The organism is Hymenobacter sp., assembly GCF_036387835.1.
Classification (GTDB): Bacteria; Bacteroidota; Bacteroidia; order Cytophagales; family Hymenobacteraceae; genus Hymenobacter.
In genome coordinates this window covers 12,633-38,478 of the sequence record NZ_DASVSY010000008.1, presented here as the reverse complement: position 1 = coordinate 38,478, position 25,846 = coordinate 12,633, and the positions used below count along the sequence as shown (strand labels likewise).

Sequence of the window (25,846 nt, the reverse complement as noted above, 5' to 3'; positions counted from 1 at the left end):
TTTCAGAAACAGGTCTGTTTCAGCCGCTCAGCTCATCCAGTGCGTAGCAGCAGATACTCTAAGCTACCCAAGCCGCACCAGCGTCACCTCATCCCGCGTAAAGTCGATGTTGCTTTTATCTACCGCTTTGCGGCAGACCAGCACGCGCGGCGGCGCGAGTTTACCCTTGCGGCCCGCTTCTATCTGCGCCTCCCCCGTTACATCGAGGGTCGCCACCGTTTCGCCGTTTACTTGCAGCTCCCACGGGCCGGGCTTGACGGTGCCTTCGAGGTGGCCGACCAAGAAGGTTTCTGTGGGCGATATGACAATGATGTCGAGGACTTGCATGAGGGTATAACCGGGGTTGATGTTATGAAACGGTCGGTTTTCAGGTATGCTACGGTACAAGACAAGCTGAAGCTTACGCCACAGCTGCCTTTATCCTGGAATCAAAGCCGAATTCTTCGCGCGCCACAATACGAAGCCGCTTGAAATCGGGGTGGCGGGTGTGCAAGATGTAGTTGAATTCCTGTGGTATAATCGAGGACGGAACGCGAAGGACGGCCGCACGACGCTGCTCGTACCAAGCGTCGCCGAGAGGCTGGCAGAGAGCATAGCGGCTGGCTTTCTCCCAACCTACGGGCAGTTGCGCAACGGTTACTTCTTCCACTACTACGTCGTCGGGCACCTCAATAACGAGCACCCGAAATGCATCATTAAGGCCCTCACCGCTCCGATGCACCACGTTTTCGAGGCAGGCAAGAGCCCGCGAAGCCGCTGTGTAGATTACGAATTTGTCTTGCGTGTTCCAGCGCGCGCGCCGACCCGACGCAAACAAGTCATCGGCGTACTTGGCTAGACAGATGCGGTACACCAGCATGGCTACGCCAGGTCGCCGTAGGCAATGCGGGTTAGCTCCTCTTCTACCAGGTCAATGCCGCCGCTGGTTTCGAGCAGGCGCAACGGCACTTCGCCGTCGAGGCCGTGCGCAGGCTTGCTCAGCCAGCGCAGGAAGGCGGCGGCGTCACCGAAAATTTCCACTCCTATTTCGTAGAGCGCAATAATCTTAAGGGTCTTCTCGCTGCTGGAAGCATTCAGGTTGCGGTTTTCCTGCGTGTAGGTCCGGAGCGTTTTGGTCGATAGCTCATAAATTGCTTCCAGCTGGCTGGCCTGCAACTGAAACGCATCGGCTACTTCAAAAGCAGTGGCCGCGGGCAGCCCTTTGCGTGCGGCCATAACAAGTGCAAACGAGTCTTGACCCGTCCGGCTCCAGGCGGCCCATTTTTTCCGCAGCGGAACAGGAAGCTCCGTGCTGGTTTTCGTTTTTACAACCGATTGAGAGGCCATGTTCGTTGAGAGTCTTCGGTTGAAGCTATGGAAATTTTTCCAAATAACGAAGAAATTTTTCCCTTTAGTTCCCTCTCTCCCGCTTTCTTGCACCAAGCGTCAGCCCAACCGGAGTGCCAATAGTTGTATGAAAACCATCAAAAAATGTCGGCACCCTGCTTAGCTGCCAGTATATTGCATGCTTGCCCCTTATTCAGTTAGCTCATGACTGCTACTACCCTTCTCTACCATGCTCAACGCCTACAAGCACTGGCGCAAGCCGGCCTGGCTTATACTCAAAATGTTTATGATGTAGAACGCTACGAAGAGATTCGGGCGATTAGCGTGCAACTGCTGCAGGAGCTATCGGCCGACAATGAGCCGCTGGAGAAAATCACGCGGCTATTTGCCTCTGAGACTGGCTACCAAACGCCTAAAGTGGATGTACGGGCCGTTTTGTTTCGGGGGCGCGAGGAAATCTTACTGGTGCAGGAAAAAGTAGATGCCAACAACTGGACCCTACCAGGCGGTTGGGCCGACGTAGGCTACACACCCTTTGAAGTAGCCGTTAAGGAAACTCACGAAGAAACCGGTTACCACGTAGCAGCCCATCGCCTCTTGGCCCTCTTCGACAAAAAGAATCACCCGCACCCACCGCAACCGTGGTACGTGTACAAAGCATTTGTGCTCTGCGAAATTACGGGTGGCCATTTACTCACCGATACCGCCGAAACAACCGGTGGGCGCTGGTTCCGGGAAGAGGAAATTTCTGGCTTATCGTTGTCAGCGGACCGGGTAACGGCTTCGCAGCTCACTACGTTGTTTGAGTTTGCGCGCCAGCCAGATTTGCCCACCTTGTGTGACTAGAGCAGCACACACGACGGTCCTTTTCTCGTCAAGCTTTCTCGTCGGGCAGCATGTACTGGCGCATCAGATTCAGCAGTAGTGCGTCGGCGGCGCTTAGCCCTTGCGGCGCCAGCTTTAAGCTGGCTGGTGTCCGATACCCTTCTAGCTGCGCAAAAGCATCGGCATCGAGTGGGCGGAAGGCCATGGCCCATTCTGGAAAGCTGCGTGCTTCAATATACTTGTCAGCCAGCTTGAGCACGCTCGTGTGGCGCGGGTCTTGCGCGATAACACCGTATAGGGCGCGTATAGTGGTTTCCTCGCCTTCCAGTAGCTGCATAAACTGCCCCTCATGATAAAGCAGCAGGCCGGTCACACCCTGCCGCTCGTTGTACAGCCGAGCGTTAGCAAGGAGGTCCTGCAAGTCTTTATCGGAAAGCGGGTGGGTGGCGGAACTGCTGTAAATGAGATGGTGCATAACGAGAAGAAACTAGGCCGTTCTAAGTTAGTTAGAAACCTGAACGAAATCCGAGTAGTTCCGCCTATGCTCTATACGGGCTCTGCCAAGCGGGCAACCTATAACTCAAGTATTGCTTTACGTTAGCATATGGGGCTAAGAGATAAAATAATGGCTTTTTATTGAAATTCACCAACCATAGAGGTCTATGATTGGTTGACTAAAATGGAAGTAAACTCAACAGTGGAAGATGGCTTTTTTTGAAAATGCAGCGGGCAGCTTGAGCGAGCACACAGCAGAAAAATACCTCCGCCTGGATTGGCGGGATGATTATCTACCCGATGAAAGGATCAAGGAATTAATGGAGCAGTTACTGCTCGCCTTACAGCATCGGCAATGGCGGAAAATACTATTCCACCAGAATAGCCGCGGCACACTAAGCGTGGCCGCATCCGCTTGGGTGTCCGTCGACTGGCTTCCGCGCGCGGTGCATGCAGGTTACTACTACGGGGCCATTATCCTTTCCCGCGATATGCTGACCCGGCTCGACACTACCGCCGTCGGCAATGACTATAGCCGTCGGAGGCACTTGCCTGTTTATCGATTCTTCGAGCAAGAAGCCGAAGCCGTAGACTGGTTGTTAGCAGCCCAAGTTCCTAACCATGCACCAAAAACGCGGCATGTCAAGCACTGAAATTTCATACCTGAGGCTGGGGTACCCCAGCCGCTTGCCGGTTTTGCGCGGGCAAATAGGTGTAGGCAGCTTGAATTAAGGCGGCCGCTCCTACTTCAGGGCGCTGCACTAATAACTGTTGGCAGCCCACCTGTAAGCGCAGAATCTGCACAGGCGTCAAATGAGTGCTCTTCTCGTAATCAGCTTCCACTAGCTGGGACAGCAACACGGCGGCAGTAGAGAATTTTTCCTCGTGCAGAGCGGCACGGAAGGCTACTTCGGTCTCGGTCATGATATGGTTTTACCGAGGCTTTTGCAATAAACATACCAGATGTTTACTACCAGCTAACAAGCCCACTATTTTGGTGCCCCACCATTGCCTGGTTAGCTCACTTTGCATTTAATTGAAGCTGTTTTACTTAGCCTCTGTCCTTCCCGTCGTGCAAAGTAAAAGACCAGCTTTAAGCTGCCAGGCCTAAGCGTGGCGCTTGTGGACTAGCTACAATCGGAATGCCTGATTGAGTTATCAATAAGGCTAAGGCTAAAAGAGGAAGCGACGCCGATTGAGGAGTAATGAGTGCCTGCGAGGAGATTGGCTGGACTAACTGCATGACGATAGAGAACATAGTTTAGAACCACAAACATATGGCAACTCATATCCGCAAAAAAGGTAAAGTTCAATAAGCCCGTGACTAGTACAATTCTAGTATTTTATTAGTTTTCCACTCGTTATGGGTCCTTAAGACGAGAGAACAGGGAATCTGGCAAGCTCGACACTTATAGGGGGCATGTATCTTATCTATCTAGAATTCAATGCCGTGTCCAAAAGGCCCCAAGACGTCCTGCTGAACTTTTGAAGCATAAAGTTTTATCAAGAAAAGCACTCCATCACTCTACTGTTTACTCAACAACAATACCCTCTTACTGAAAAGAAAAAGGTCGCTCGCCGGATTACCCTCCTATTACAGCCTGCAGTGGCACAGGATGTAGTATTAGCCACACCAGTTCCCGCAGGATTTCACCGTCCGTCATCGAGCCGCTATTGATGCCTTTGCTTTGGGCGTCGGCGCGGCGGATGAGGTGCACAATGGAGCGGGTCCGCTCAAAGGGAAATACTTTGAGGCCAGTTTGGTAGTCTTTGCGGGCGAAGGTGCTGCGCAGGTTCAGGCGGTTCCAATCGGCCTCGGTAGGATTGGGTAGTTGGTGCAAGGCCAGCAGCCGGGAAAAGTAATTGAACAGCAGCGTCAGGTTCGGGATGAGCGGATTTACTTTCGGATTGGCCTCGAAGTAGAGCAAAATCCGGTTGGCTTTCAGCACGTCGCGGCGAATGAGGGCGCTTTGTAGCTCGAAGATGTTGTACTCCTTACTAATGCCCACCATGCGCTGCACCAAGTCCTCATCGATGGACTGGTTCTGCGCCAGGTTGAGCAGCATCTTGTCTACCTCGTTGGTTAGCCGTCCTAGTTCGGCCCCTATGTACTCCGATAGCATGGCCGTGGCCTGCGGCGTAATCGTACGCTGCTTGCTGCGCACGTAGCCCGTAAGCCAGCCTGCTACTTGGTTGTCGTAGAGCTTTTTGCTGGTCATGAGCACCGTGCCGGGTGGGCTAGGCTCTTTTTTGTCGCCAGTGAGCAGCTTCCCTAGCTTTTTGCGGGCGTCGAGCGTCTTGTGCTTGTAGCAAAACACCAGCACCGTGCTTTGCAACGGATTCTTCAGGTACGCCTCCAGAAACGGCCATGACTTCTCGGCTTCCAGATCGGCTACTGCCTGTGCTTCCTTTACGAGTACCACCGATCGGTCGGCCATCATGGGAAAGCGCTTGGCCTGGCCCAAGATGGTGGCCAGGTCGACGTCCTTGCCGTAGAGCACCACTTGGTTGAAACCCTTTTCGTGCTCCTGCAACACGCTCTTCTCTAGTGTGTCAGCTACTAAATCGATGTAGTAAGGCTCCTCCCCTTGCAGAAAATACACGGGCGCAAACTGCCGCTGCTGGAGCTGCTTCAGAATTTCGTCGGCGGAAAGAGTCAATTCAATTAAGAATAAAAAATGAGCAATAAAGAATTTGGGCACGTAATGCGCCCCCCTATTCTTGTCCAACAAAGGTACGGCGGCCTTATTACCTTTGCTGACTGCTCTCAGAGAATTAAGCTGCCCTGTATCATATGCCCGATGTGGTGTTAGCTACCTTCCATCAGCTTCGTTCCTCATTCTTCATTCCTCATTTATCATTGACCTTGGATTTACTTTCCGAACTCCGCTGGCGTGGCATGCTGCAAGATGCTATGCCCGGCACCGCCGAACATCTGGCCGCGCAACAGCCTGTTTCGGGCTATATTGGCTTCGATCCTACCGGTGTGTCGCTGCACATTGGCAGCTTGGCTACTATTATGCTGCTGGTGCATTTGCAGCGCGCTGGCCATCGGCCGGTGGCCCTAGTAGGCGGCGCTACCGGCATGATTGGCGACCCCTCGGGCAAGTCGTCTGAACGCAACCTACTAGACGAGGAAACGCTACGGCGCAATCAGGAAGGCATTAAAGCGCAGTTGGAGAAGTTCCTTGATTTCACACCCGGCCCCACCGCTGCCGTAGTAGTCAACAACTACGATTGGTTCAAGGAATTCAACTTTCTGGAATTCCTGCGCGAGGTGGGCAAGCACCTTACCGTAAATTATATGATGGCCAAAGACTCCGTGAAACGACGCCTAGGCCATCAAGATGCCGATAGCCCCGATCAACGGGCCGACGGCCTCTCCTTCACCGAGTTCAGCTATCAGCTGCTCCAAGGCTACGACTTCCTCCACCTCTACCGCACCCTCAACTGCACCTTGCAGATGGGCGGTTCCGACCAGTGGGGTAACATCACCACCGGTACCGAACTAATCAGGCGCCTGGCAGGCAGCGAAGCCCGCGCTTACGCCCTCACTACACCGCTCATCACGAAAGCGGACGGCTCGAAATTCGGCAAAACTGAAGGTGGCAACGTGTGGCTCGACCCCACCATGACTTCGCCCTACCAGTTCTACCAGTTCTTCCTCAATGCCACCGACGCTGATGTACCCCGTCTGATTCGGGTGTTCACGCTGCTTACGCAGCCGGAGATTGAAGCGCTGGAAGTTGAACACGCGCAGGCTCCGCACCTACGCGTGTTGCAGAAGGCCTTGGCCAAAGACGTAACTATTCGGGTGCACTCGGAGGCAGCCTACGAAGCGGCCGCGGCCGCTTCGCAGGTGCTGTTCGGAGGTGGCGAGCTAAGCAGTCTTGATGAGGGCACTTTACTTGACGTATTTGCCGGCGAACCTCAGGTGGAAGTACCCCGTGCCCAACTTACGGACCTTAGCGTAATAAATTTGCTGAGCGAAGCTACCAACGGGGTTATTTTTCCTTCGAAAGGAGAAGCCCGAAAGTTGATTCAAAACGGGGGCGTTAGTTTGAACCGCGTAAAAATGACGGTCGACCAAATGGCCTCTGATATTTCACCTCTACTAGATAAGTACCTGGTGGCTCAGAGGGGCAAGAAGAACTATTTCCTAATTAAGCTAGTATAGCTCGACAGTAACTACCGCCACAAAAAAGGCCCTGCCGAATACCGGCAGGGCCTTTTGTTTTACAAACGCTTCGGAATTCGCCGCGTTTATTTTATGGTGTGCTTACTTCTTCTTAGCTGGAGCGGCTTTCTTAGCAGCAGGAGCAGCAGCCTTTTTAGCAGCAGGAGCAGCCTTAGCACCAGCGGCCGGAGCAGGAGCAGCGGTGTTTTTGGTGTTCTGTACTTCCGTGCGGATGCTCTGCGCTAGGTTTTTTAGTTCCTGCATGCCTTTACGAACACGGGTGCCAGCGGCCGAGTTTTTCTTGTCGTAGAACTTCTCGAAGTCGCTTTCCAGGCCCATTACAAGGTCCTTGAGTTCACTAAAATTGCTCATGTTTGATGGGGTTGAGAGGAATGAAACAATGGGTTTGTTGGGGCCTAATATACAGGGATTTCAAATACAAGCAACAGCTCAACTTTTTTTCAAAGCCCCCTAGGCCGCTTGAGAGGCACATTTTCACCTTACCAGCCCTACTTTCCAGACCTTCCGCCCCACCCGCTCTCTTACTATAATACAAAAAAAGAGGTCGGAAACCCTACGGGTTTCCGACCTCTAATGATTTTAGCAATTATTAGGCTTGAAGTCCAGCTGGCACCTCTGCCTTGGAATATAAACCCTTGCTGAGCTTGTCGGCCACTGCTTCGAAGGCGGTAATGGTCTGTGCCACGTCGCCGAGCGTGTGGGACGCCGTTGGGATGAGGCGTAACATAATGACGCCCTTTGGTACTACCGGATAAACCACAATAGAGCAGAAAATACCGTGATTCTCGCGTAAATCGAAGGTTATTTGGGTTGCGTCGGGAATTTGCCCTTGCAGCAGCACGGGCGTTACTGGCGACTGCGTCGTGCCGATATTGAAGCCTTTCTCGCGCAAACCGCTTTGCAGCGCCCGTACCACGGTCCAAAGGTTGTCTTTCAGCTCCGGACAAGTCCGCAGTAGCTCCAAACGCTTGATTGCGCCCACTACAAGCGGCATTGGCAGGCTTTTAGCGAAAATTTGGCTACGCATATTATAGCGCAAATATTCAATTACGTTCTCAGGGCCCGCTACGAAGGCTCCAATGCTCGCCATTGACTTCGCAAACGTCGAAAAATAAAGGTCAATGCCGTCCTGCATGCCCTGTTCTTCGCCCGTTCCAGCCCCGGTAGCACCCATTGTACCGAAACCGTGGGCATCGTCAACGAACAAACGGAACTCGTATTTCTCTTTTAAAGCGATGACGCCGCGCAAGTCGCCCATGTTGCCCGACATGCCAAATACCCCCTCCGTAATAACGAGGACACCCCCGCCCGTTTCGTCGGTGATGCGTTTGGCGCGCTGCAGTTGCTTCTCCAGGCTGGCCATGTCGTTGTGCGGGTACACAAACCGCTTGCCTTGGTGCAGCCGTACTCCGTCGATGATGCAGGCGTGCGACTCGGCGTCGTACACAATCACATCGTGGCGGTTCACCATGGCATCGATGATGCTTACCACGCCCTGGTAACCGAAATTGAGGAGCATGCAGTCGGGCTTCTGCACGAAGTCGGCTAATTCGCTCTCCAACTGCTCGTGCAGGTTGGAGTTGCCGGACATCATGCGGGCTCCCATCGGCAGGGCCATGCCGTATTCGGCGGCGGCCTCGGCGTCTGCTTTGCGCACTTCCGGGTGGTTAGCTAATCCTAAGTAATTATTCAGGCTCCAGGTAAGCACCTCCTTGCCGCGAAAAATCATGCGGGGCTTGATTTCGCCTTCCAGCTTAGGAAAAGTGAAATAGCCGTGCGCGTAGTGCGAGTGGCTGCCCAGGGGGCCGCGGTTCGCGGCAATCTTTTCGAAAAGATCCACGAGGGAACAGATTAAAAGTGAAAAAGAAGACGAAGAGTATAAGTTTGCACTTAACCCTCCGATAATGTACAAAGTTATGGCAATCCAATAAAATTAGTCGCTTAAAGAATGTCTTTCACCGCTTATTGTTGCTCAACTAATCAACTAAGCTGTTTTACGGAGCCGTTGGAAAGGCGTTTCTTTGGTGCCTCTTATTGATTGTTGCTTATTATTTGCTGGTTGTTGGGCGTTCATCAAACAACCCGCTCCCGTTTTCAGCAACAATCAACCATCAGCAACCAACCCTTACCGATGAAAATAACCAAGCTGCTCGTTGCCAACCGGGGTGAAATTGCGTTGCGCGTTCTGCGCTCGGCCCGCGAGATGGGCATCAAAACCGTAGCTATATACTCGGAAGCCGACCGCAATGCCTTGCACGTGCGCTACGCCGACGAGGCCGTATGCGTGGGTCCGCCCGCCTCCGCACAGAGCTATTTGCGCGGCGACAAAATTCTGGAGGTCTGTCGGCAGCTAGGCGTCGATGCCATTCATCCGGGCTATGGCTTCTTGAGTGAAAACGCGGTTTTCGCCCGTATGGTGAAGGATGCCGGGCTGATTTTCGTGGGACCTTCGCCCGAAGCCATGGAGCTGATGGGCTCGAAGCTGGCCGCCAAAGCTGCCGTATCGAAGTACGGCATTCCGATGGTGCCCGGCACCGAAGAAGCTATTACCGATGTGGAGGCCGCTAAAAGCATAGCCCGCGGAGTAGGCTTTCCTATTTTAATAAAAGCTTCGGCTGGCGGTGGCGGCAAAGGCATGCGCATTGTGAATTCGGAAGGCGAGTTTGAAGAGCAGATGCAGTTGGCCGTATCCGAAGCCACGTCGGCTTTTGGCGACGGTGCCGTGTTCATTGAGAAATATATAGGCTCGCCCCGGCACATTGAAATTCAAGTACTTGGCGACGAGCACGGCCACATCGTGCACCTATTTGAGCGGGAATGCAGCATTCAGCGCCGCCACCAGAAGGTGATTGAAGAGGCGCCTTCTTCGGTGCTTATGCCCGAATTGCGCGCCGCTATGGGCCAGTGCGCCGTGGACGTGGCCCGCGCCTGCGACTACACCGGCGCCGGAACCGTGGAGTTTCTGCTCGATGAGAACAAGAACTTCTACTTCCTGGAGATGAACACCCGCCTCCAGGTGGAGCACCCCGTCACCGAACAGATTACCGGCCTCGACCTGGTAAAAGAGCAAATTAAGGTTGCGCAAGGGGAGCCGCTGAGTTTCGCGCAAGACGACCTAACCATCACCGGCCACGCCCTGGAGCTGCGCGTGTACGCCGAAGACCCCCAAAACAACTTCCTACCCGACATCGGAACCCTCAGCACCTACGTGCGCCCCCAGGGCCCCGGCGTCCGCGTCGACGATGGCTTCGAGCAAGGCATGGAAATTCCGATCTACTACGATCCCATGATTGCCAAGCTGGTAACCTTCGGTAAAGACCGTGAGGAAGCCATAGCCCGCATGCTCCGCGCCATTACCGAGTACCGGATTACCGGCATCGAAACCACCCTTGCTTTCGGCCGCTACGTGCTCGAACACCCCGCCTTCGTGAGCGGGAACTTCGACACCAACTTCATCCGCGACCATTTCCCCGCTGATGCGCTCAAACCAAAGCAGCTAGATGATTCCACAGCCAAAATAGCCGCTGTGCTAGCCGCCATGCTCATGAACGACAAGAAGCCAGCAGCAGTAGCTTCTCCGGATGCGCCGGCCGCTACCGGTTCGGCCTGGAAGCGGAACCGGTTGGGAGTGCGGTAGACAATTCCTGATAGATTAGGCTAAATTGAATAGGCTTTTCGCCTGTCACTCTAATTTTGGTTGGCCCACTTGTTGGGAAAGCTTAGACATCCAGGATTTTTTGGAGAAGGAGAGGTCAAATCAAATGGTCAATATTGGCGGCCTATAAGTGCCAGCAATAAATTTACCGGCATTCTACAAAAGAGAACTTATTATAGCGGTTTCGTGAACGGTTCACCCATCAGGTTGCCCGTTGTGGTTTCACTGTCAAATAGAACAATGGGTAGGCAGTGTCAGCAAGGAGGAGCCGCAAAATATTGCATCTCTACAACTGAGTGAACGGTTTGCAAAACCGCTATATAGTAATATATTAAATACAATGTCATCGGGCAGAGTATTTAATACAGGCTTTTTCTTTAACAATGACAATAGCTTTGGAGATCATTTAAAAAAATAAGTTTTGCTGTAATTTCAGCAAGTCAAATTATAATTACAGAGGTAATCAGACTATTTTTGGTGATCCCTCTATCTCTGTTCGTTTTAAATATACAGGACAGCATTTCACCATCAACATACGAACGATTATACCTCCAGCAACAAGATCAAGTAGTAAAATTAGCATTGACAAGTTTAGCAAAGTAAATATTTTAAATAACGCAAACATCATATCTATTAAGCCTAACGTGAGAACCAGAGTAAGAGTGCGTAATATGCTAACAAGAAAAATTCCAATCCTTAAAATGAAACTACTATTCTTTTTACTTGTTTTTTTGCTTGATAAGCAAAGTGCTTTTAGCCAAGATTATTTGCTAAATGGAAGTTTTGAGCATAAGAATGGCTGCCCTACTGATTTAGGAGAAATATATTTAGCTAAAGAGTGGTTTGGAAACGAGGAAACGCCGGACTACTTCAATAAGTGTTCTGAAGCTTATCACGATTCTATTGATGTGCTTCATAATTTTGTAGGATATAGGAAAGCACATTCTGGAAATGCTCAAGCAGGTTTATGTCTATTACACTACAGTAGAGGAATAAATATCAAAAAGAATTATCTAATTAATGAAATGATTTTCTCGAAATTTAAAACCCCCTTAATCAAAGGGGATAAATTCAGCATAACTTTATTCGCATCCTTAGCTGATTCATCAAACATATTTAGTGACTCTATTTATATTTCTTTTTTTAAAAATAAACCTGTATTAAAAAACAAAAAAGTAGTTAATAGTAATTTTATAAAGGTCTTAAAATTGAGAGCAAAAATCACTTATGGCAAACATTAACTTCTGAAATAAAAGCGAATACAAATTATAATTACATTGGAATAGGCTTGCCTAGAAATAAATATAGCTATAAAGACTATGAGAAGTCCATTAAAACCGCTGAAAACAACAGTTTAGCAAAAAAGGGTATTTTAATTAATTATTTTTTTATTGACGACATATCAATAAAAAAATGAGCAATAGAGGTTCAGCTTAAAGTGACAGTTGTATACTTCAAAAAAAAAATAAATATCGCACGATTTATATGAAAGCTTCCCCAACAAGTAGGCCAACCAAAAGTATAGCAATCTAAACCAAATCTATCACTTGGCGCACTCCCGGCGTCCGCTGGTGAAGCCTTCTCGAACTCCGCTCTGTGGATGAAAAATGGCCAAATTAGCTGACTTGCTAGCTGCCTTTTTGCTGGAAGAGAAAAAGCCAGTTATAGGGACAACTGATGCGCTGGCCGCTACCGGTTAGGTGTGGAGCAAAATCGGTTGGGAGGAATGTAAGACCCGGCTGCCATAGCCGGGTCCTTTCTTTTCACTATACCTTGAATTATCCTTTCGTCGAAGAGGCCAACATAAGCTGCGAAGCACTGACAACCTGCTCTGGTTTCGCTGGTTTGGTGCCCAGCCACTTGCGCAACACCATATGCGTGGGCAGATACGCCACCAGGAACAGCGCGGCCATCCAACCTAGTAAATACACTGGAGCCGGTAGCCAGGTTTGCGGATGCGCATCATCGAAGCCGTACACGTAGTTGATATTGACAGGAATTTTGGGGTCGGGCATTACGGCGCCGGCGGGCGGCAGGAAGAAGTAAGCTACCAGGCACAGCCCCCATGCCAGACCCGTCCAGGCCCAGAGCGCCCGCCGGTCATAGGCTAGGCGTTTCACCAGAAACACCAGCAGGAACGGCAACCAGCCGTGAAAAAACGACAAGCCGCGCAGAAATAAAGAACGGTTTAGATCGAACATGTACGCTGTCATCCCGACCAGATGCACGCCGAACAATTCCCCCAGGAAATCAAGGCACCAAAGCACCTGCGGCAGCAAGATTCCAACTGCTGCCATAGAGGCCGGCAGCTTCTTTTCCGTCCACAGGCTGATCAGGCAGAGCAGCAAGGAAATATCGCAGAAGTACAGAAAGTTGGTTGGTCCGTAGTTGGTCCAATACACGGGCACCATAACAGCCAAAAAAGCGGTGAATAGCAGTTTTAATCCTAGCGGTAAACGGGCGGCTGTGCTTTCCATGGAATAGATTATTAGTGGTTTACTATCGGTCCAGGGCGTGCAACCAGATCCGAAGCCCTGAAACGATGCGGGAAGTACCACTAATAAGCTGTGTTTGCCTTATGAAATAAAGCATCCTTTAGACTTCTCGTTTTTTATTGATACTAGCTCAAATAGCTCCTAGCACTGAAATAAATAATCAAAATCAGACTTTATAATCCATCTCATACCAGTAGCCCTAGAAGCAAAATACCCCGCCATACGGCCGGGCATTTTGCTTCTAGGGCTGTCACCAGGGCAATTCAAGTTTAAATCAAATCCGTCACTTGCCGCACGCCTAGCGTCCGCTCGCGGGTAAAGCCCTCTCCGAACTCCACTCCTATCAAGTGGCCAAATTCGCGGGCGCGGGCCTCCATGAATTTGCTGAATTCTTGACTGGAGAGATAAGTACTTGGCTCGTCGATATTAGGGTTGAAAAACTGCGTTTGGTAGGCCTGAATCGATTCCCACTTTGTCGGCCAATGGGCCGTAATGTCCACCACAAAATCGGCGGGAATCTGGCGGTCCTGGATATAGTGATATACGTACTTGGGCCGCCAGGGCGCTTGGGGCTGGCCGTCGTGGTCGAGGGTTTCGATCATGCGCAGGCCAGCCAGAAAGCACGATTCCGAGGCGAGTTGGGAGCCGCGGCCGTGGTCGGGGTGCCGGTCGTGGATGGCGTTGCAGAGTATTACTTCGGGCTGATAGCGGCGAATGGCGGCAATGACGGGTAACTGGTGCTCCCGGTCGTTACGGAAAAAGCCATCGGGCAAACCTAGGTTTTCGCGGGCGCTCAAGCCCAGGATGCGGCTGGCCGCTTCTGCCTCCTGCGCCCGAATGGCAGGCGTACCACGTGTACCTAGCTCACCACGCGTAAAATCGACCACTCCCACCTTCCTACCTACCGCCACGGCTGCCGCCAGGGTACCAGCAGCCGACATTTCCACATCGTCAGGATGTGCGCCCAGGGCCAGGATGTCTAGTTTCATTGGTGTTGAATGAGTGAATTATTACATGGTTAATTGTTCTACATGCTTGTTGAACGGCCAACCAGTTAACAATTCAACCATCAAGCACTTCACCTTACTTCACCCGCAACGACCGACCGATGCGCAGGACAGCCGTACCTCCATTCAGCCGTCGGAGCTGCGCTTGGGATACCCCATACTTGTCGGCAATTTCTGATAGGGTATCACCGCTTCGTACTTTGTGCGTGACTACCCGTCGGGCGGCTGTTGGGCGGCCGCGGCTGCTGCTACCGCTAGCCGCTCCCGGAACGCTCCCCCCCCGGTACTTCAACGACTTGCTGTAGTAGGTGAACAGCGCCGAGGTGATTTGAAAGTTGTCTTTTATGAGCTTGTAATCCGGAAAGTCATACATCCTTTCCGGGTCGATGGGGTTGCCCTCGTAGCGCACCTCGAAGTGTAGGTGCGAGCCGGTACTGCGGCCGGTGCTACCGCCGTACCCGATCAGTTGCCCAGCCTTCACAAAAGTACCTGGCGCTACAAGTGCTTTTTGCAAGTGCCCATAAAGCGTCTCGATACCATTGTAGTGGCGTACGAGCAGGTAGTTACCGTAGCCAGACCCGTCCCACTTGCTAATGCGCACCACGCCATCAAAAGCGGCTTTCACCGAGTCGCCGGTTTCCAGGTCCAGGTCTACACCGTAGTGCCAGCGGTAGCCGCGGAAGCCGAAATCCGAAGTCAAGGGCGTCTTTATCAGAGGCATCTTGGCGTAGCGCTGTTTGTCTGGTTCCGTCAGTTTCAGGTTGAGGGTGTCGCGAATGCGCCGGCCATCTACCCGGTATGGGTTGATGTTGTGCGTATCCCAGATAGCATAATAGCCGGCTACCTGAATCCAGGACGAATCTATCTTGACTTCCTCTTTCACCTCCACAATGCGCTGCTCACCCTCATTCAACGACGAGGTGTCCTCGCTTACGATGGAAAGCTTTTTGGCCGGATTGAAGAAGATAGATTTTGCCGCGTCAGATGCATCATCCGGCAGCTCTTCGGTTTCAATCAGAATAGTCGTGTCGGGGCGAACGTATCGGATGGTAGGCGACTTAAGCCGAAAGAAGTCGCTGCGCTTGGTGGTAGTACCAGCTTTGGCCTTGGGTTTGGGCACCGGACGACGCTGAGCCTGCAATTGGCCGGGCAAGCCAAGGAACAGCCCGATCAGTAGCAGCGGCAGCAACCAGTGTTTCAAAAAATTCAGCAAGAGCGAAAAATTAATGAGTGAATAAGTGAAGGAGTAAGTGAGTGAATGAGTGAAGTAGCCTACGACCCCTATTGGCGCGCATGGCGCGACTATACGCAGACGTAGGCTACTTCACTCACTCACTCCTTCACTTTAATGGTCGCCGAGGGCTGCCAGGAAGCGTTCCGCGTCCAGGGCCGCCATGCAGCCCGAGCCAGCCGCCGTAATGGCTTGGCGGTAGGTGAAATCCTGCACGTCGCCGCAGGCAAACACGCCGTCCACGTTGGTTTTGGCGGTGCCGGGCAGGGTTTTCAGGTAACCTTGCTCGTCGTGATGCAAGTAGGGCTGGAATATCTTGGAGTTGGGCTCGTGGCCAATGGCGACAAAGAAACCATCAACGGCCAACTCGCGGGTTTCGTGCGTAAGCGCGTTTTTTACCCGCACGGCTTCCACGGCGTGCTCACCCAGAATCTCATCGGTTGTAGTATTCCACAACACCTCGATTTTAGGGTTGTCAACCACGCGCTTCTGCATGATCTTCGAAGCGCGCATCTCTCCTTTGCGCACAATCATATACACCTTGCTGCACAAATTGGCCAGATACGTAGCCTCTTCGGCAGCCGTGTCGCCGGCTCCTACAATAGCCACATCCTTATTCCGATAGAAAAACCCGTCGCACACGGCGCAGGCCGATACCCCCATGCCGTTGAGGCGCATCTCCGAGGGTAGGCCCAACCACTTAGCCGAAGCCCCGGTGGCAATGATAACCGTGTCGGCCGTCAGCTCCACCTTTTCGTCGATGGTAACTTTATGCGGGTGGCCCGAGAAGTCCACGGCCGTGGCAATGCCATAGCGGATATCGGTGCCGAAGCGGGTGGCCTGCTTTTTCAGGTCTTCCATCATTTCCGGTCCCATCACGCCATCCGGATAGCCTGGGAAGTTCTCCACGTCGTTGGTAATTGTAAGCTGGCCGCCGGGCTGCAGGCCCTGATACATCACGGGCGCCAGGTTGGCGCGGGCCGCATAAATAGCAGCTGTATAACCAGCCGGGCCGGAGCCAATAATCAGACACTTTATGTGTTCCGGGGTGTTATTCGCCATGAGAGTGAAGTGACGCACGCTGTTGCTTGCGCCGTAAGATGATGAGTTGGGAAGGCAAAGGTAAGCGAGTAGAGTGGAGTGGCACTCTGTTCTGTTGAGTTGCCGCCTCTCTGGTACTACAACAACTACCGCTAGCACTTAATTTCCTTCTTGATAAGGAAGTACCAGGCGCTTTATTTCGCAACAAAAAACCCCAACGCGAGGGCCGGGGTTGTTTGTTGCGGGGGTAAAAAAATTACCCCAGGTAAGGCTTCAGCGCTTTGGAACGCGAAGTGTGACGCAAACGGCGGATTGCTTTTTCTTTGATTTGGCGGACCCGCTCGCGAGTGAGGTTGAACTTCTCGCCAATTTCTTCGAGCGTAAGCGAATGCTCTCCGTTGAGGCCAAAATATAACGTAATGACGTCGGCTTCGCGCTTGGTGAGCGTGCTGAGGGCGCGCTGCACTTCTTTGCGGAGTGAGTCATTCATCAGGCCGGTATCCGGCGACTCTTCGTCTTCGTTTTCAAGCACGTCGAGCAGGCGGTTTTCCTCGCCTTGCACAAACGGCGCATCAACCGAAACGTGGCGCCCCGAAATCTTCAGGGTATCTACCACTTCCGACGTCGTCAATTCCAGTACTTCGGCAATTTCTTCGGGCGAAGGTTCACGCTCGAATTTTTGCTCTAGCTCGGAAAACGACTTGCTGATTTTATTGAGCGAACCTACCCGGTTGAGCGGCAAGCGCACAATGCGCGACTGCTCGGCCAAGGCTTGCAGAATAGACTGACGAATCCACCAAACGGCGTAAGAAATAAATTTAAATCCGCGGGTCTCATCGAAACGCTTAGCGGCTTTGATCAAGCCAAGGTTACCCTCGTTGATCAAATCTCCTAACGACAAACCCTGATTCTGATATTGCTTAGCTACCGATACCACGAAACGCAAATTAGCTTTGGTGAGTTTTTCCAGCGCTTGCTGGTCACCTTCCTTGATGCGTTGCGCCAGCGTCACCTCCTCGTCGGGTGTGAGCAGATCCACTTTACCAATTTCCTGGAGGTATTTATCCAGCGACTGGCTTTCGCGATTGGTAATCTGCTTGCTGATTTTTAACTGTCTCATTGCGGGCGCGAGAAGTATGTATTTCTTGAATTAATAGGCATCTGAAACCCTTTCTGCGGGTATCAATTAGTTGATAGCAACGTAGTGATACCCGCGAAAGTTCGACGGTTTGTTATTGAGCGGTACCGTTCTGTTCGGCGGCCCGTTCCGGCTTCGGCAAAAGCACCTTGCGCGACAAACGATATTTGCCCGTCTTCTTGTCGATGTCGAGCAATTTCACGTCAATCTCCTGCCCTACCTCCAACACGCCTTCGAGAGCCGACAGCCGCTCGTGCGACACCTCCGAGATGTGGAGCAAGCCATCTTTGCCGGGCATGATTTCCACGAAAGCCCCGTAGGGTTGAATGCTGCGCACTTTGCCTTTGTAGGTTTCGCCTACTTCCGGGGTGGCGGCAATGGCCTGAATCCGGCTGATAGCGGCCTGCATGTCTTCCTTGTTGGAAGCGTAGATGCTCACGTGGCCCTTCTCGTCCTTCTCCTCGATGATAACCGTAGCGTTGGTATCCTTCTGAATCTGCTGGATAACCTTACCGCCGGGCCCGATAACCGCACCGATATACTCTTTGTCGATGAGCATCTTGTGCGAGCGGGGCGTATGCGGCTTCAAATCAGCAGCCGGGGCGTTGATGGTTTTGGCCATCTCTCCGAGGATGTGCAACCGGCCTTCGCGGGCCTGGTGCAGAGCGGCCGTCATGATTTCGTTGCTCAAGCCCTGGATTTTGATGTCCATCTGGCAAGCCACGATACCTTTTTCGGTGCCGGTAACTTTGAAGTCCATGTCGCCAAGGTGGTCCTCGTCGCCGAGAATGTCGCTCAGCACTGCGTAGTCACCGGTTTCTTTATCTTGTACCAAGCCCATGGCAATGCCCGAAACGGCAGCCCGAACTTTAACCCCGGCATCCATCAGCGCCAGTGAGCCCGCGCATACCGTAGCCATCGACGAAGAGCCATTCGACTCCAAGATGTCCGACACGATGCGGATGGTATAAGGATTTTCTTCTTCGGAAGGCAATACCCGCTTCAACGAGCGCAAAGCCAGGTTGCCATGCCCGATTTCGCGGCGGCCAGGGCCCCGGTTCGGCTTCACTTCACCGGTCGAGAAGGCCGGGAAGTTGTAGTGCAGCATAAACTTGCTGTAGCCCGACTGCATAGCCGAGTCGATGATCTGCTCGTCGAGTTTGGTACCTAGCGCTACCGTAGTCAACGATTGGGTTTCGCCACGGGTGAACAGAGACGAACCGTGAGCACCGGGCAAATAGTTGATTTCCGACCAGATGGGGCGAATTTCCGTGAGCTGACGACCATCGAGGCGCGTGCGCTCCTTGATCATCATATCCCGGATAGCCTTCTTCTCGGCCGAGCCGTAGTAGCGGGCAAACATCTTCTGATCCAGCTCCGGGTTTTCAGCTTGCAGCTCTTCCAGCAAGGGCTTCTTGATAGCCCCAAAAGACTCTTTACGGCCCGACTTGCTGGTGTTGCCCGACTTAGCAACCTCGTACGCTTTCTGATAAACAGCTGCCGTAATGCGCTGCTTCAGCTCCTCGTTTTCTTCGTACTTAGGATACTCGCGCTTCACGTGCGACTTCTCAACTTCGGCCGCCAGCTCGCTCTGTACGCGTACTTGCTCTTTAATGGCTTCGTGGGCATAAGCAATGGCTTCCACCATTTCCTCTTCGCTCACTTCGTTCATTTCACCTTCAACCATGGCCACCGAGTCGGCGGTAGCGCCTACCATCAGGTCGATGTCGGCACGGGCAATATCGGCCGTTTTGGGGTTGATTTGCAGCTTACCATCGATACGGGCAACCCGTACTTCAGAAATAGGACCAGCAAAAGGAATATCGGAAACCGACAGGGCCGCTGAGGCTGCCAGGGCCGCCAGCGCGTCGGGCTGTACGTCTTTATCGGCCGAAATCAGCGTGACCAGCACCTGCACCTCATAGTGGTAGTCTTTGGGGAACATAGGGCGCAGAATACGGTCTACGAGGCGGCTAACCAGAATCTCGTAGTCGGAAATGCGGCCTTCACGGCGCTGGAACGAACCGGGAATCTTGCCGGCACCACCAAATTTCTCCTGATAATCAACGGATAGTGGCAGGAAATCTACGTCGCCGCGCGAGCTCGGCTGCGACACCACCGTAGCCAGCAGCATGGCATCGCCGAGGCGCACCACAACGGCGCCGTCGGCAAACTTGGCCAGTTTGCCGGTTTCGATGGAAATCTGCCGGCCATCCGGCAGGGTAATGTGTTTGGTAACCGCGTTGTAGTTGGGCATCATCTATTTGCTTGGAAGCGACAGCGGGCGAGCAGCCGAAAAAACAGGGCCTGCAACGGCCCAGCTTTGCTCTAAAGAATTACACTCAGAAATATAACAGCCGGGGCAAGGAAAAGGTACCCGACCGATATAAAAAAGAGCAGGGAACCTTTCGGTGAGGAAAGGCTCCCTGCTCCAGCGGGGCGGGTTACTTACGAATACCCAGCTCCTTAATGATGGCACGGTAGCGGTTGATTTCGCGGTGCTGGAGGTAGTCCAACATCCGACGGCGCTTACCAACAAGTTTCAACAGACCCAGGCGGGTCGAGAAGTCCTTCTTGTTAACCTTCAAATGCTCCGTGAGGTGCGTGATGCGGTGCGTGAACAGCGCGATTTGAGCTTCGGCCGAACCGGTATCGGAGGCCACTTTTTGCAGGCTATTTTTTTCGAAAATGGCCTGCTTTGCTTCGGTAGTGAGTTTCATCGGCAGATAGGTTTCCCCGTCTTGGATATAAAAATGAAAAGAAAATGTCACCCCGTACCTCGGGGTGGCCGCAAAGGTACGGAAATAGTTGTTGATTGCTGGCAGTTGATTGTTAGTTCGTGCTTTTTGGATGAAACGCAACCCGGCAATTAGTCCCCAACAATCAACTACTAGCAATCAACAACTAACTCAGACGCTCCGCTTGTAGCCGCTGAAGGGCCAGCGAATCTTGGCGGGCAGCTTGTCCCACAGGTTCCATTCCCACAGGCCGGCGTCGTTGCGCGCCTGATAGAGAAAGAAAAGGCCAAAGGGCAGCAGAATCATGGTGGACATCCACATGCCAAACTCAACCGACATCACGCCTTCCCGGCCGTACTTCTCTCCTACAATTGAGAAGATGTAGTAGACAATAAAGAAGAGGATAGAAACCAGGATGGGAACGCCCAAGCCGCCTTTTTTAATAATAGCTCCCAGCGGCGCCCCAATCAGAAACATCAGCAGAATAGCAAACGACTGCACGTATTTGCGGTAGACCTCGATGCGGTAGTTGCTGGACTCCTTGGCCAGATTAATTAGCCTTTCGCCCGTACTGCCGGCAAAGGCGCGTACGTTGCGGGCACGGTTACTGGCCTGCTCCAGCGTACTGACACTCACTACGGGCAGTTTGGTGGCGGGTATCTGCAATTGCTCGACCCGACGGTTAGCGGCTTGCCCGGTGGTGTCGAAGCGCAGGTAGGTGTAGTAGGGCGACACCATGCGCGGCACCATCCGCTGCTCGGTCCGCAAACGGGTTTGCAACGAGTCGATGAAGTGTTCGAGCTGGCCGACGTTCTTCATCATCTTGTTGTCGGAGAAGAGTTCTTCCTTGGTGCGGTTGAGGTCGAAGGAGGCCAGTGGAAACGTAATCATGTTGCGGCTGAAGGCCTGCCGAATAAAGCTGGCTCCGGTGCGGCTGTTGGCGTCGGGCTGCTCTACGTAGCTTTGGCCCCGGAACAACTCCAGGCTCAGGTACTCTCCCCCAAAACGGGTAAACATCCGACCCGAGTCCGCCAAAATTACCCGCATCGTGCCCGATCCTTGCGTGTGATCGTAGATCATGACCCCCATCAGGACATCACCGTTCTCGCCTAGCTTGTCGTTGACTTTGATGGTGTAGCCTGGAATACCGTTGTAGAACACGCCCGGCCGAATATCGAGGGCGAGCTTCTGTTGGCGCAAATCCCAGAGCAGACTATAGGCCTTCAAATTAGCTTTCGGAACAATGGTATTGTTGAACCAGAAAGCAAAACCAGCCAGCAACAAGCTCGTCAGCAGGACGGGCCGCAAAATACGAATCAGCGAAATACCGGACGTTTTGATAGCGGTTAGCTCGTGGTGCTCACCGAGCGTACCAAACGTCATCAAAGACGAGAGTAGCACGGCGAGCGGCAACGCTACCGGCACCATCAGCACGCTGAAAAAGAACAGCAGCTGGCCAATAACATCGAAGCCCAGGTCTTTACCGACCAGGTCGTCGAGGTACTTCAGCATGTATTGCGTGAGCAGAATAAATTCTACTACCGCAAACGTGAGGAAAAACGGGCCGGCAAAGGCCCGTAGAATCAACTTATCGAGTTTTTTCATGCTTACGCTACGAACAGTCCCGGTGCAGGATCATTCTTTGAAAGAGCAACGGGACAACGAAGATACTACGTGTTTCGCGTGTGTTCCGTGTTCGTAGGTGAAAACCCCAATTAGCCCCCTACCTGTTCCCGAAGTTTCTGGGCGAGCCCTTCCCACATTTCCTGCAACTCCTCTTCGTCGGTTTCTTCCGAGTAATCCATCACCCGTAAGTACACCTCCTGCGTGAGCTGCGACTCTTCTAAACTGAAATCCAGAAAATTAGCATCAGGCGTAAGCCGCTTGTTGGCATCAAGAAACACGAAACGCACGGAGCGATTGGTGCGGTGCGAGTTCATTTCAGCGTAATGGGGCTGATTGTCCCAGATGAAATTAAAGCGATGATCTTCATCAATTCGCACGTCCTGACAGAACCATTGTGACAGGCCTGAAGCAGATGCCAGGTAGGGATACAGAATCTTAGGAGACGCGTTGATAGGAAACTCGACCGTGAAGCGGTGTTTGCGACGGGTAGCGGAAAGAGGCATAAGCAGGGCAGACTAAAATTAGCTTTCCCGACACCCAAAGAATGTCGGACAGGAGCAATATACACGGGTTTTTTTCAACGCGACGTTTGCACAGAAACAAATATAGTCGCTACCTTTGCGGCACCAAAAACCCGGCGGGGTAGCTCAGTTGGTTAGAGCACAGGATTCATAACCCTGAGGTCGGCGGATCGTACCCGCCTCCCGCTACAAGAAAATGCCTCTCTGGAATAGAGAGGCATTTTTCGTTTCTACGGGAGACGCTTTAGGGGACAATTGATTAATCACTAGTTTAAAAGTGAGGCTGTCTATTCCTAGCATGGCCCTCTCTTTACAGTCGAAGGCCGTCTAATTACTACGCTACAGTTATTGCCAGTTAGCTACAAAAGCGCGACAGTACATTTCACTCGCTGCTATGTTTTGGCTATACTTAAATGTCAGGCGCATCGGCGGCCTCAATTCCCAGCACATGCACATGCTACCACTGCTGTGCAACGCTGCTTGTTTACTCTCCCTAATCGCCCAACAGTTCGTATTCTTCCCGCACTTCCTTCAACAGATAAACTCATGGCCCCACGAATCATTGGCTATGGTGCTCCCTACCTTCACGCAGTAGATTTGAAAGATTTCTGTTTGTAGGCTAGGAAAACTAGTAGTTGGGTTGGTTGGCTTGCTCTTTTCTTTCCGTCCGCCATTTGAGGGCGTACTCCTGATCGAAGAGAAGCAGCATCGTAGCGGCATCTCCTGAATCTGTAACCGGGAAATCCTGCCATATAATATGCCAAGAGATAACGCCGCTTTCCTTCTTAAGCGGGTAGGTTCCGATCAGACGGATAACATCCGTAGCCATATCGGTTGCCGGATTGTCTTTGACGGTGTAGACCATCCAGACGCTCCCATCCTCGAAGTTGAACTGCTTGAGGTGGTTGTCATCGTGCGGGCTCCACAGCAGTCGTTCTAACTGCTCTTTGCTGTTTATCTCTTCTAGTTCTGCCATACGGGACAAGAAACGACATTCTGGTTACGAACGCTCGCCCTCCCACTATTTTTGCAGTCAACTCAGATGGGCGCGGAACAGAAAGAGGACAACCCACCCGCTCCCGCCGTGATGTTGGTAGCCAGAACAGCGCACAGATTTTCACGACCAACTAGGGCTTCAATGAACCACAACCGGCAAATGATTTAACCCAAGAAAGCAAGAAGACCAACCAATGACCGGACTTTGCTGTCTTTAGCTTGCTGTTTCGCGCGACAGCGGTTTCAACGCGCGAAGCGCAGTATTTGCCTCGTCATACTATGAGAAAGTGGCTATACCTCTTAAACCAGAAAGACCTCGCACTTACAAAGATGCGCGGCTTACGCTTCCCTGCTGTGTTGGGGTTAGGTTGAAAGACGCCGGTGAAGCACATAATAGGCTACTCCATCGCCATCTTCCACCAGCACAAACGTACTTAGCAACTCCCAGCCTTGTCCATTCAACCAATGGAGGGCGTCAATGGCCGAATTGAACTCGATGGCTTTTCCGGAAGCATCGCGGAACAGGTTTTCCGAAATCAGTTGCTGCCGCTGCCCGTAGTCAATCGAGATGACGTATCGTCCGTTCAACTTCGGGCGGGCCTTAAGCTGGCAGTACTCTTCGGTTCTTTTCTCGGGGCTCCGAGCAGCTGTCTGGCCATAGGCAATCGGGAGGGTCCCAATCGTAAGTAAGAGAGCAATCAGCAGCTTTTTCATAGGTAGTACGATCTAGTAGGAAGAGCTTAATACAGGTAGAAACGCTCCTTCTAGAATCATACCATGTTCTTGGGACGGCTTGGGCCTGAGGTGGCTGGCGCACCTCTCAAAAGGCCAGATGCACGCCTTATAGCCTTGGTTTTGTTGCTTAGCCTGTTCCCTACTCTCCCCCGCTTTCCGTACTTGCCTCTATGAAACACACAACTCACAATTTTAAAACGGTCGCCACCAAAGGCGGAAAACAATATGTGGAGGTAAAAGACCGCCTCCTATACTTAGCTCACCATTTCGACGGCGAGTACAGCATTGAAACCGACTACCGCTACTTCGCCTCTCGCAAGATGTGGGTAGTCAAGGCGACGGTTACCCTCACCCAGAGCGAGGTGACGAACACCTACACCGGCTTAGCCCAAGAATTGGAAAGCGAGAAATATGGCACTGTCAACAATACCAGCGCCCTGGAAAACGCCGAAACCAGCGCCGTGGGGCGGGCCTTGGCAATGGCAGGCATTGGTATTGAATCGGGTATTGCTTCCGCGGATGAAGTGCGCAAAGCCGAAAGCCGCGCCGAACGAAACAAGCTAGGTAAGCCCGAAGGCGAGGTGCTAAAGCAGGTTTCGGTACCCCCTGATGCCGCCGTGACGGATGGACAGAAGGCGGAGCTAACGCACCTGCTGACGCATGATGCCTTTACGGAAAAGCAACGGGTTGCCGCGCTTGCTGCATTACCCACCATGTCGGAAGCGGCCGCATCGCAAGCCATCGTGACCATGAAGGGCCGCATCACCGAACACGAAAACAAGAAGGCGTAACCAGCCTATACAGGTGCTGATGCGCGAAACCGGTGGCTTAGCCAGTATACCAGTATACTAGTAGCCTTTTGGCTTCGTGCAGCTAGATAAAGCGGGCTCTAAAGCTGTCAAGCAACCGCACGGAGCACCAGGGTTTCTGGACAGAAGAGGTTGCCCGTAAAGTGGCCACAAAAAAGCCTCGACTAAATAGTCGAGGCGGCTTCCTGATAAAAGACGGCGGGGTTAGCGCACAAAAAAACCTTTTGCTTCCCATGCTTTCACATTCTGTGTACGCACGAAACGGGTTTCAATATGGCCCCAAGCGTCTTGCTTATACATCACCGTTTTACCTTCCTCTCGACTCTGCAAAGCAAGCAGTTGGTCGGCATGGGATATAACAGATACAGCTTCTTCGCTGTTTTTGCGGGGGCGAGCACGTTTGACTGGAGTTGACATAATGTTCGTAACGTAAACGGACAACAAAAGGGTCCATCACCACCGTTTATACAGCAATTACCCTAATGAGTCGTCTTCCTAACCAAGCCTTTGCTAACCCTGCCTTGCCTCTCCACCACGCGCTGGCACTAGAAGCCGCCGCCTGTGCGGAGCGGGTGTTGCCCTTGTTTGAACAGGCGTACCCCCACGACAGCCGCCCCCGTTATGCGGTGGCCACGTTGCGCAAATGGGTGCAAGGTCAGGCGAGTATGCTGGCTTGTCGACAGGCCGCCTTGGCAGCGCATGCAGCGGCGCGGGCTGCTAGCCAGCCAGCGGCCGTGGCCGCTGCGCGCGCCGCTGGTCAGGCGGCCGCCGTAGCGCATATGTATACGCATGCTCCCCATGTCGCAGCCTATGTTGCCAAAGCAACGGCTTTCGCAACCTAGATTTCGCCCGCGTCATCCCGCGCAGCTGCCCCCGCTGAGGCCCTTGCGCCACTACTTAGGCGGGTTCTTCAAGCCGCTGTACACTTTGATGCGCTGCCCATCAAAAGAGAAAAACGCGAAGGTCGGCGTGGGCTTATCCTCGTTGGGTTCTTTAACCATAGGGTACCG

The 25,846-nt window shown here is 52.5% G+C and carries 26 protein-coding genes, 1 tRNA gene and 1 pseudogene; 8 read left to right on the top strand and 20 right to left on the bottom strand.

Annotated elements, in window-relative coordinates; all coding sequences use genetic code 11:
• Positions 1-63: 63 nt before the first annotated feature.
• The 3 genes from VF639_RS01530 to parS form a co-directional block, all read right to left on the bottom strand.
• The gene (locus VF639_RS01530; RefSeq protein WP_331144110.1) at positions 64-327 is read right to left on the bottom strand and encodes a hypothetical protein; all 264 of its coding nucleotides are present in this window, start codon (positions 325-327) and stop codon (positions 64-66) included.
• Positions 328-400: 73 nt separating this feature from the next.
• Positions 401-859 carry an RES family NAD+ phosphorylase gene (locus tag VF639_RS01525; protein ID WP_331144109.1) on the bottom strand — a complete coding sequence of 153 codons (459 nt, stop codon included), beginning with the start codon at positions 857-859 and terminating at the stop codon, positions 401-403.
• A gap of 2 nt (positions 860-861) precedes the next feature.
• Positions 862-1,326, bottom strand: coding sequence for a type II RES/Xre toxin-antitoxin system antitoxin (gene parS / locus VF639_RS01520; protein WP_414654647.1), 465 nt, complete (start codon positions 1,324-1,326; stop codon positions 862-864).
• A gap of 204 nt (positions 1,327-1,530) precedes the next feature.
• On the opposite strand from parS, the gene VF639_RS01515 reads away from it, so the two are divergent.
• The gene (locus VF639_RS01515) at positions 1,531-2,172 is read left to right on the top strand and encodes an NUDIX hydrolase (protein WP_331144108.1); all 642 of its coding nucleotides are present in this window, start codon (positions 1,531-1,533) and stop codon (positions 2,170-2,172) included.
• A 28-nt stretch (positions 2,173-2,200) separates the two neighbouring features.
• Here the strand turns inward: VF639_RS01515 and VF639_RS01510 are convergent, their stop codons facing one another.
• Entirely contained in the window at positions 2,201-2,626 is a 426-nt protein-coding gene (locus VF639_RS01510) for a BLUF domain-containing protein (RefSeq protein ID WP_331144107.1), read from the bottom strand.
• 229 nt (positions 2,627-2,855) lie between these two features.
• On the opposite strand from VF639_RS01510, the gene VF639_RS01505 reads away from it, so the two are divergent.
• Positions 2,856-3,299 (top strand): hypothetical protein, encoded by a 444-nt coding sequence (locus tag VF639_RS01505; RefSeq protein ID WP_331144106.1) that lies wholly within the window; start codon positions 2,856-2,858, stop codon positions 3,297-3,299.
• Positions 3,300-3,303: 4 nt separating this feature from the next.
• Here VF639_RS01505 and VF639_RS01500 read toward each other — a convergent pair whose 3' ends face one another.
• Positions 3,304-3,570 carry a hypothetical protein gene (locus VF639_RS01500; protein ID WP_331144105.1) on the bottom strand — a complete coding sequence of 89 codons (267 nt, stop codon included), beginning with the start codon at positions 3,568-3,570 and terminating at the stop codon, positions 3,304-3,306.
• 659 nt (positions 3,571-4,229) lie between these two features.
• Positions 4,230-5,306: a DNA polymerase III subunit delta gene (gene holA, locus VF639_RS01495; protein WP_331144104.1), complete on the bottom strand. Its 1,077-nt coding sequence runs from the start codon at positions 5,304-5,306 to the stop codon at positions 4,230-4,232.
• A gap of 206 nt (positions 5,307-5,512) precedes the next feature.
• On the opposite strand from holA, the gene tyrS reads away from it, so the two are divergent.
• Positions 5,513-6,823, top strand: coding sequence for a tyrosine--tRNA ligase (gene tyrS / locus VF639_RS01490; protein WP_331144103.1), 1,311 nt, complete (start codon positions 5,513-5,515; stop codon positions 6,821-6,823).
• 201 nt (positions 6,824-7,024) lie between these two features.
• Here tyrS and VF639_RS01485 read toward each other — a convergent pair.
• Positions 7,025-7,195 (bottom strand): annotated as a pseudogene (locus VF639_RS01485) (histone H1); the annotation flags it as partial.
• A 238-nt stretch (positions 7,196-7,433) separates the two neighbouring features.
• Positions 7,434-8,684 carry an aminotransferase class I/II-fold pyridoxal phosphate-dependent enzyme gene (locus VF639_RS01480; RefSeq protein ID WP_331144102.1) on the bottom strand — a complete coding sequence of 417 codons (1,251 nt, stop codon included), beginning with the start codon at positions 8,682-8,684 and terminating at the stop codon, positions 7,434-7,436.
• A gap of 291 nt (positions 8,685-8,975) precedes the next feature.
• On the opposite strand from VF639_RS01480, the gene accC reads away from it, so the two are divergent.
• Together accC and VF639_RS01470 are read left to right on the top strand one after the other, a co-directional pair.
• Positions 8,976-10,481 (top strand): acetyl-CoA carboxylase biotin carboxylase subunit, encoded by a 1,506-nt coding sequence (accC, locus tag VF639_RS01475; protein WP_331144101.1) that lies wholly within the window; start codon positions 8,976-8,978, stop codon positions 10,479-10,481.
• Between the two features lie 719 nt (positions 10,482-11,200).
• Positions 11,201-11,740 carry a hypothetical protein gene (locus tag VF639_RS01470; protein WP_331144100.1) on the top strand — a complete coding sequence of 180 codons (540 nt, stop codon included), beginning with the start codon at positions 11,201-11,203 and terminating at the stop codon, positions 11,738-11,740.
• 537 nt (positions 11,741-12,277) lie between these two features.
• Here VF639_RS01470 and VF639_RS01465 read toward each other — a convergent pair.
• The 9 genes from VF639_RS01465 to VF639_RS01425 form a co-directional block, all read right to left on the bottom strand.
• Positions 12,278-12,976 carry a membrane-associated protein gene (locus VF639_RS01465; protein WP_331144099.1) on the bottom strand — a complete coding sequence of 233 codons (699 nt, stop codon included), beginning with the start codon at positions 12,974-12,976 and terminating at the stop codon, positions 12,278-12,280.
• A 287-nt stretch (positions 12,977-13,263) separates the two neighbouring features.
• Positions 13,264-13,983, bottom strand: coding sequence for a bacillithiol biosynthesis deacetylase BshB1 (gene bshB1, locus VF639_RS01460; protein ID WP_331144098.1), 720 nt, complete (start codon positions 13,981-13,983; stop codon positions 13,264-13,266).
• A 94-nt stretch (positions 13,984-14,077) separates the two neighbouring features.
• Positions 14,078-15,202, bottom strand: coding sequence for a M23 family metallopeptidase (locus VF639_RS01455; protein WP_331144097.1), 1,125 nt, complete (start codon positions 15,200-15,202; stop codon positions 14,078-14,080).
• A 144-nt stretch (positions 15,203-15,346) separates the two neighbouring features.
• Positions 15,347-16,294 carry a thioredoxin-disulfide reductase gene (gene trxB / locus VF639_RS01450; RefSeq protein ID WP_331144096.1) on the bottom strand — a complete coding sequence of 316 codons (948 nt, stop codon included), beginning with the start codon at positions 16,292-16,294 and terminating at the stop codon, positions 15,347-15,349.
• Positions 16,295-16,529: 235 nt separating this feature from the next.
• Positions 16,530-17,393, bottom strand: a complete 864-nt coding sequence (locus tag VF639_RS01445; RefSeq protein ID WP_022823752.1) for a sigma-70 family RNA polymerase sigma factor — start codon at positions 17,391-17,393, stop codon at positions 16,530-16,532.
• A 112-nt stretch (positions 17,394-17,505) separates the two neighbouring features.
• Positions 17,506-19,668 carry a polyribonucleotide nucleotidyltransferase gene (gene pnp / locus VF639_RS01440; RefSeq protein WP_331144123.1) on the bottom strand — a complete coding sequence of 721 codons (2,163 nt, stop codon included), beginning with the start codon at positions 19,666-19,668 and terminating at the stop codon, positions 17,506-17,508.
• Between the two features lie 187 nt (positions 19,669-19,855).
• Entirely contained in the window at positions 19,856-20,131 is a 276-nt protein-coding gene (rpsO, locus tag VF639_RS01435) for a 30S ribosomal protein S15 (RefSeq protein WP_331144095.1), read from the bottom strand.
• 189 nt (positions 20,132-20,320) lie between these two features.
• A complete protein-coding gene (locus VF639_RS01430; protein WP_331144094.1) occupies positions 20,321-21,754 on the bottom strand; it encodes an LptF/LptG family permease in 1,434 nt (477 codons plus the stop codon).
• Positions 21,755-21,864: 110 nt separating this feature from the next.
• Positions 21,865-22,278 carry an START-like domain-containing protein gene (locus VF639_RS01425; protein ID WP_331144093.1) on the bottom strand — a complete coding sequence of 138 codons (414 nt, stop codon included), beginning with the start codon at positions 22,276-22,278 and terminating at the stop codon, positions 21,865-21,867.
• Positions 22,279-22,411: 133 nt separating this feature from the next.
• Between VF639_RS01425 and VF639_RS01420 the strand changes: the two genes are divergently transcribed.
• Positions 22,412-22,485, top strand: a tRNA-Met gene (locus VF639_RS01420).
• Between the two features lie 439 nt (positions 22,486-22,924).
• On the opposite strand, the gene VF639_RS01415 is transcribed toward VF639_RS01420, so the two are convergent.
• Both VF639_RS01415 and VF639_RS01410 read right to left on the bottom strand, forming a co-directional pair.
• The gene (locus VF639_RS01415; RefSeq protein ID WP_331144092.1) at positions 22,925-23,272 is read right to left on the bottom strand and encodes a hypothetical protein; all 348 of its coding nucleotides are present in this window, start codon (positions 23,270-23,272) and stop codon (positions 22,925-22,927) included.
• A gap of 383 nt (positions 23,273-23,655) precedes the next feature.
• Positions 23,656-24,006 (bottom strand): hypothetical protein, encoded by a 351-nt coding sequence (locus VF639_RS01410; protein ID WP_331144091.1) that lies wholly within the window; start codon positions 24,004-24,006, stop codon positions 23,656-23,658.
• Between the two features lie 191 nt (positions 24,007-24,197).
• On the opposite strand from VF639_RS01410, the gene VF639_RS01405 reads away from it, so the two are divergent.
• Complete coding sequence (locus VF639_RS01405) at positions 24,198-24,818, top strand: hypothetical protein (RefSeq protein ID WP_331144090.1); 621 nt, start codon at positions 24,198-24,200, stop codon at positions 24,816-24,818.
• Between the two features lie 222 nt (positions 24,819-25,040).
• On the opposite strand, the gene VF639_RS01400 is transcribed toward VF639_RS01405, so the two are convergent.
• Positions 25,041-25,253 (bottom strand): hypothetical protein, encoded by a 213-nt coding sequence (locus VF639_RS01400; RefSeq protein WP_331144089.1) that lies wholly within the window; start codon positions 25,251-25,253, stop codon positions 25,041-25,043.
• 65 nt (positions 25,254-25,318) lie between these two features.
• On the opposite strand from VF639_RS01400, the gene VF639_RS01395 reads away from it, so the two are divergent.
• A complete protein-coding gene (locus VF639_RS01395) occupies positions 25,319-25,678 on the top strand; it encodes a putative immunity protein (RefSeq protein WP_331144088.1) in 360 nt (119 codons plus the stop codon).
• The last annotated feature ends 168 nt before the right edge of the window (positions 25,679-25,846 follow it).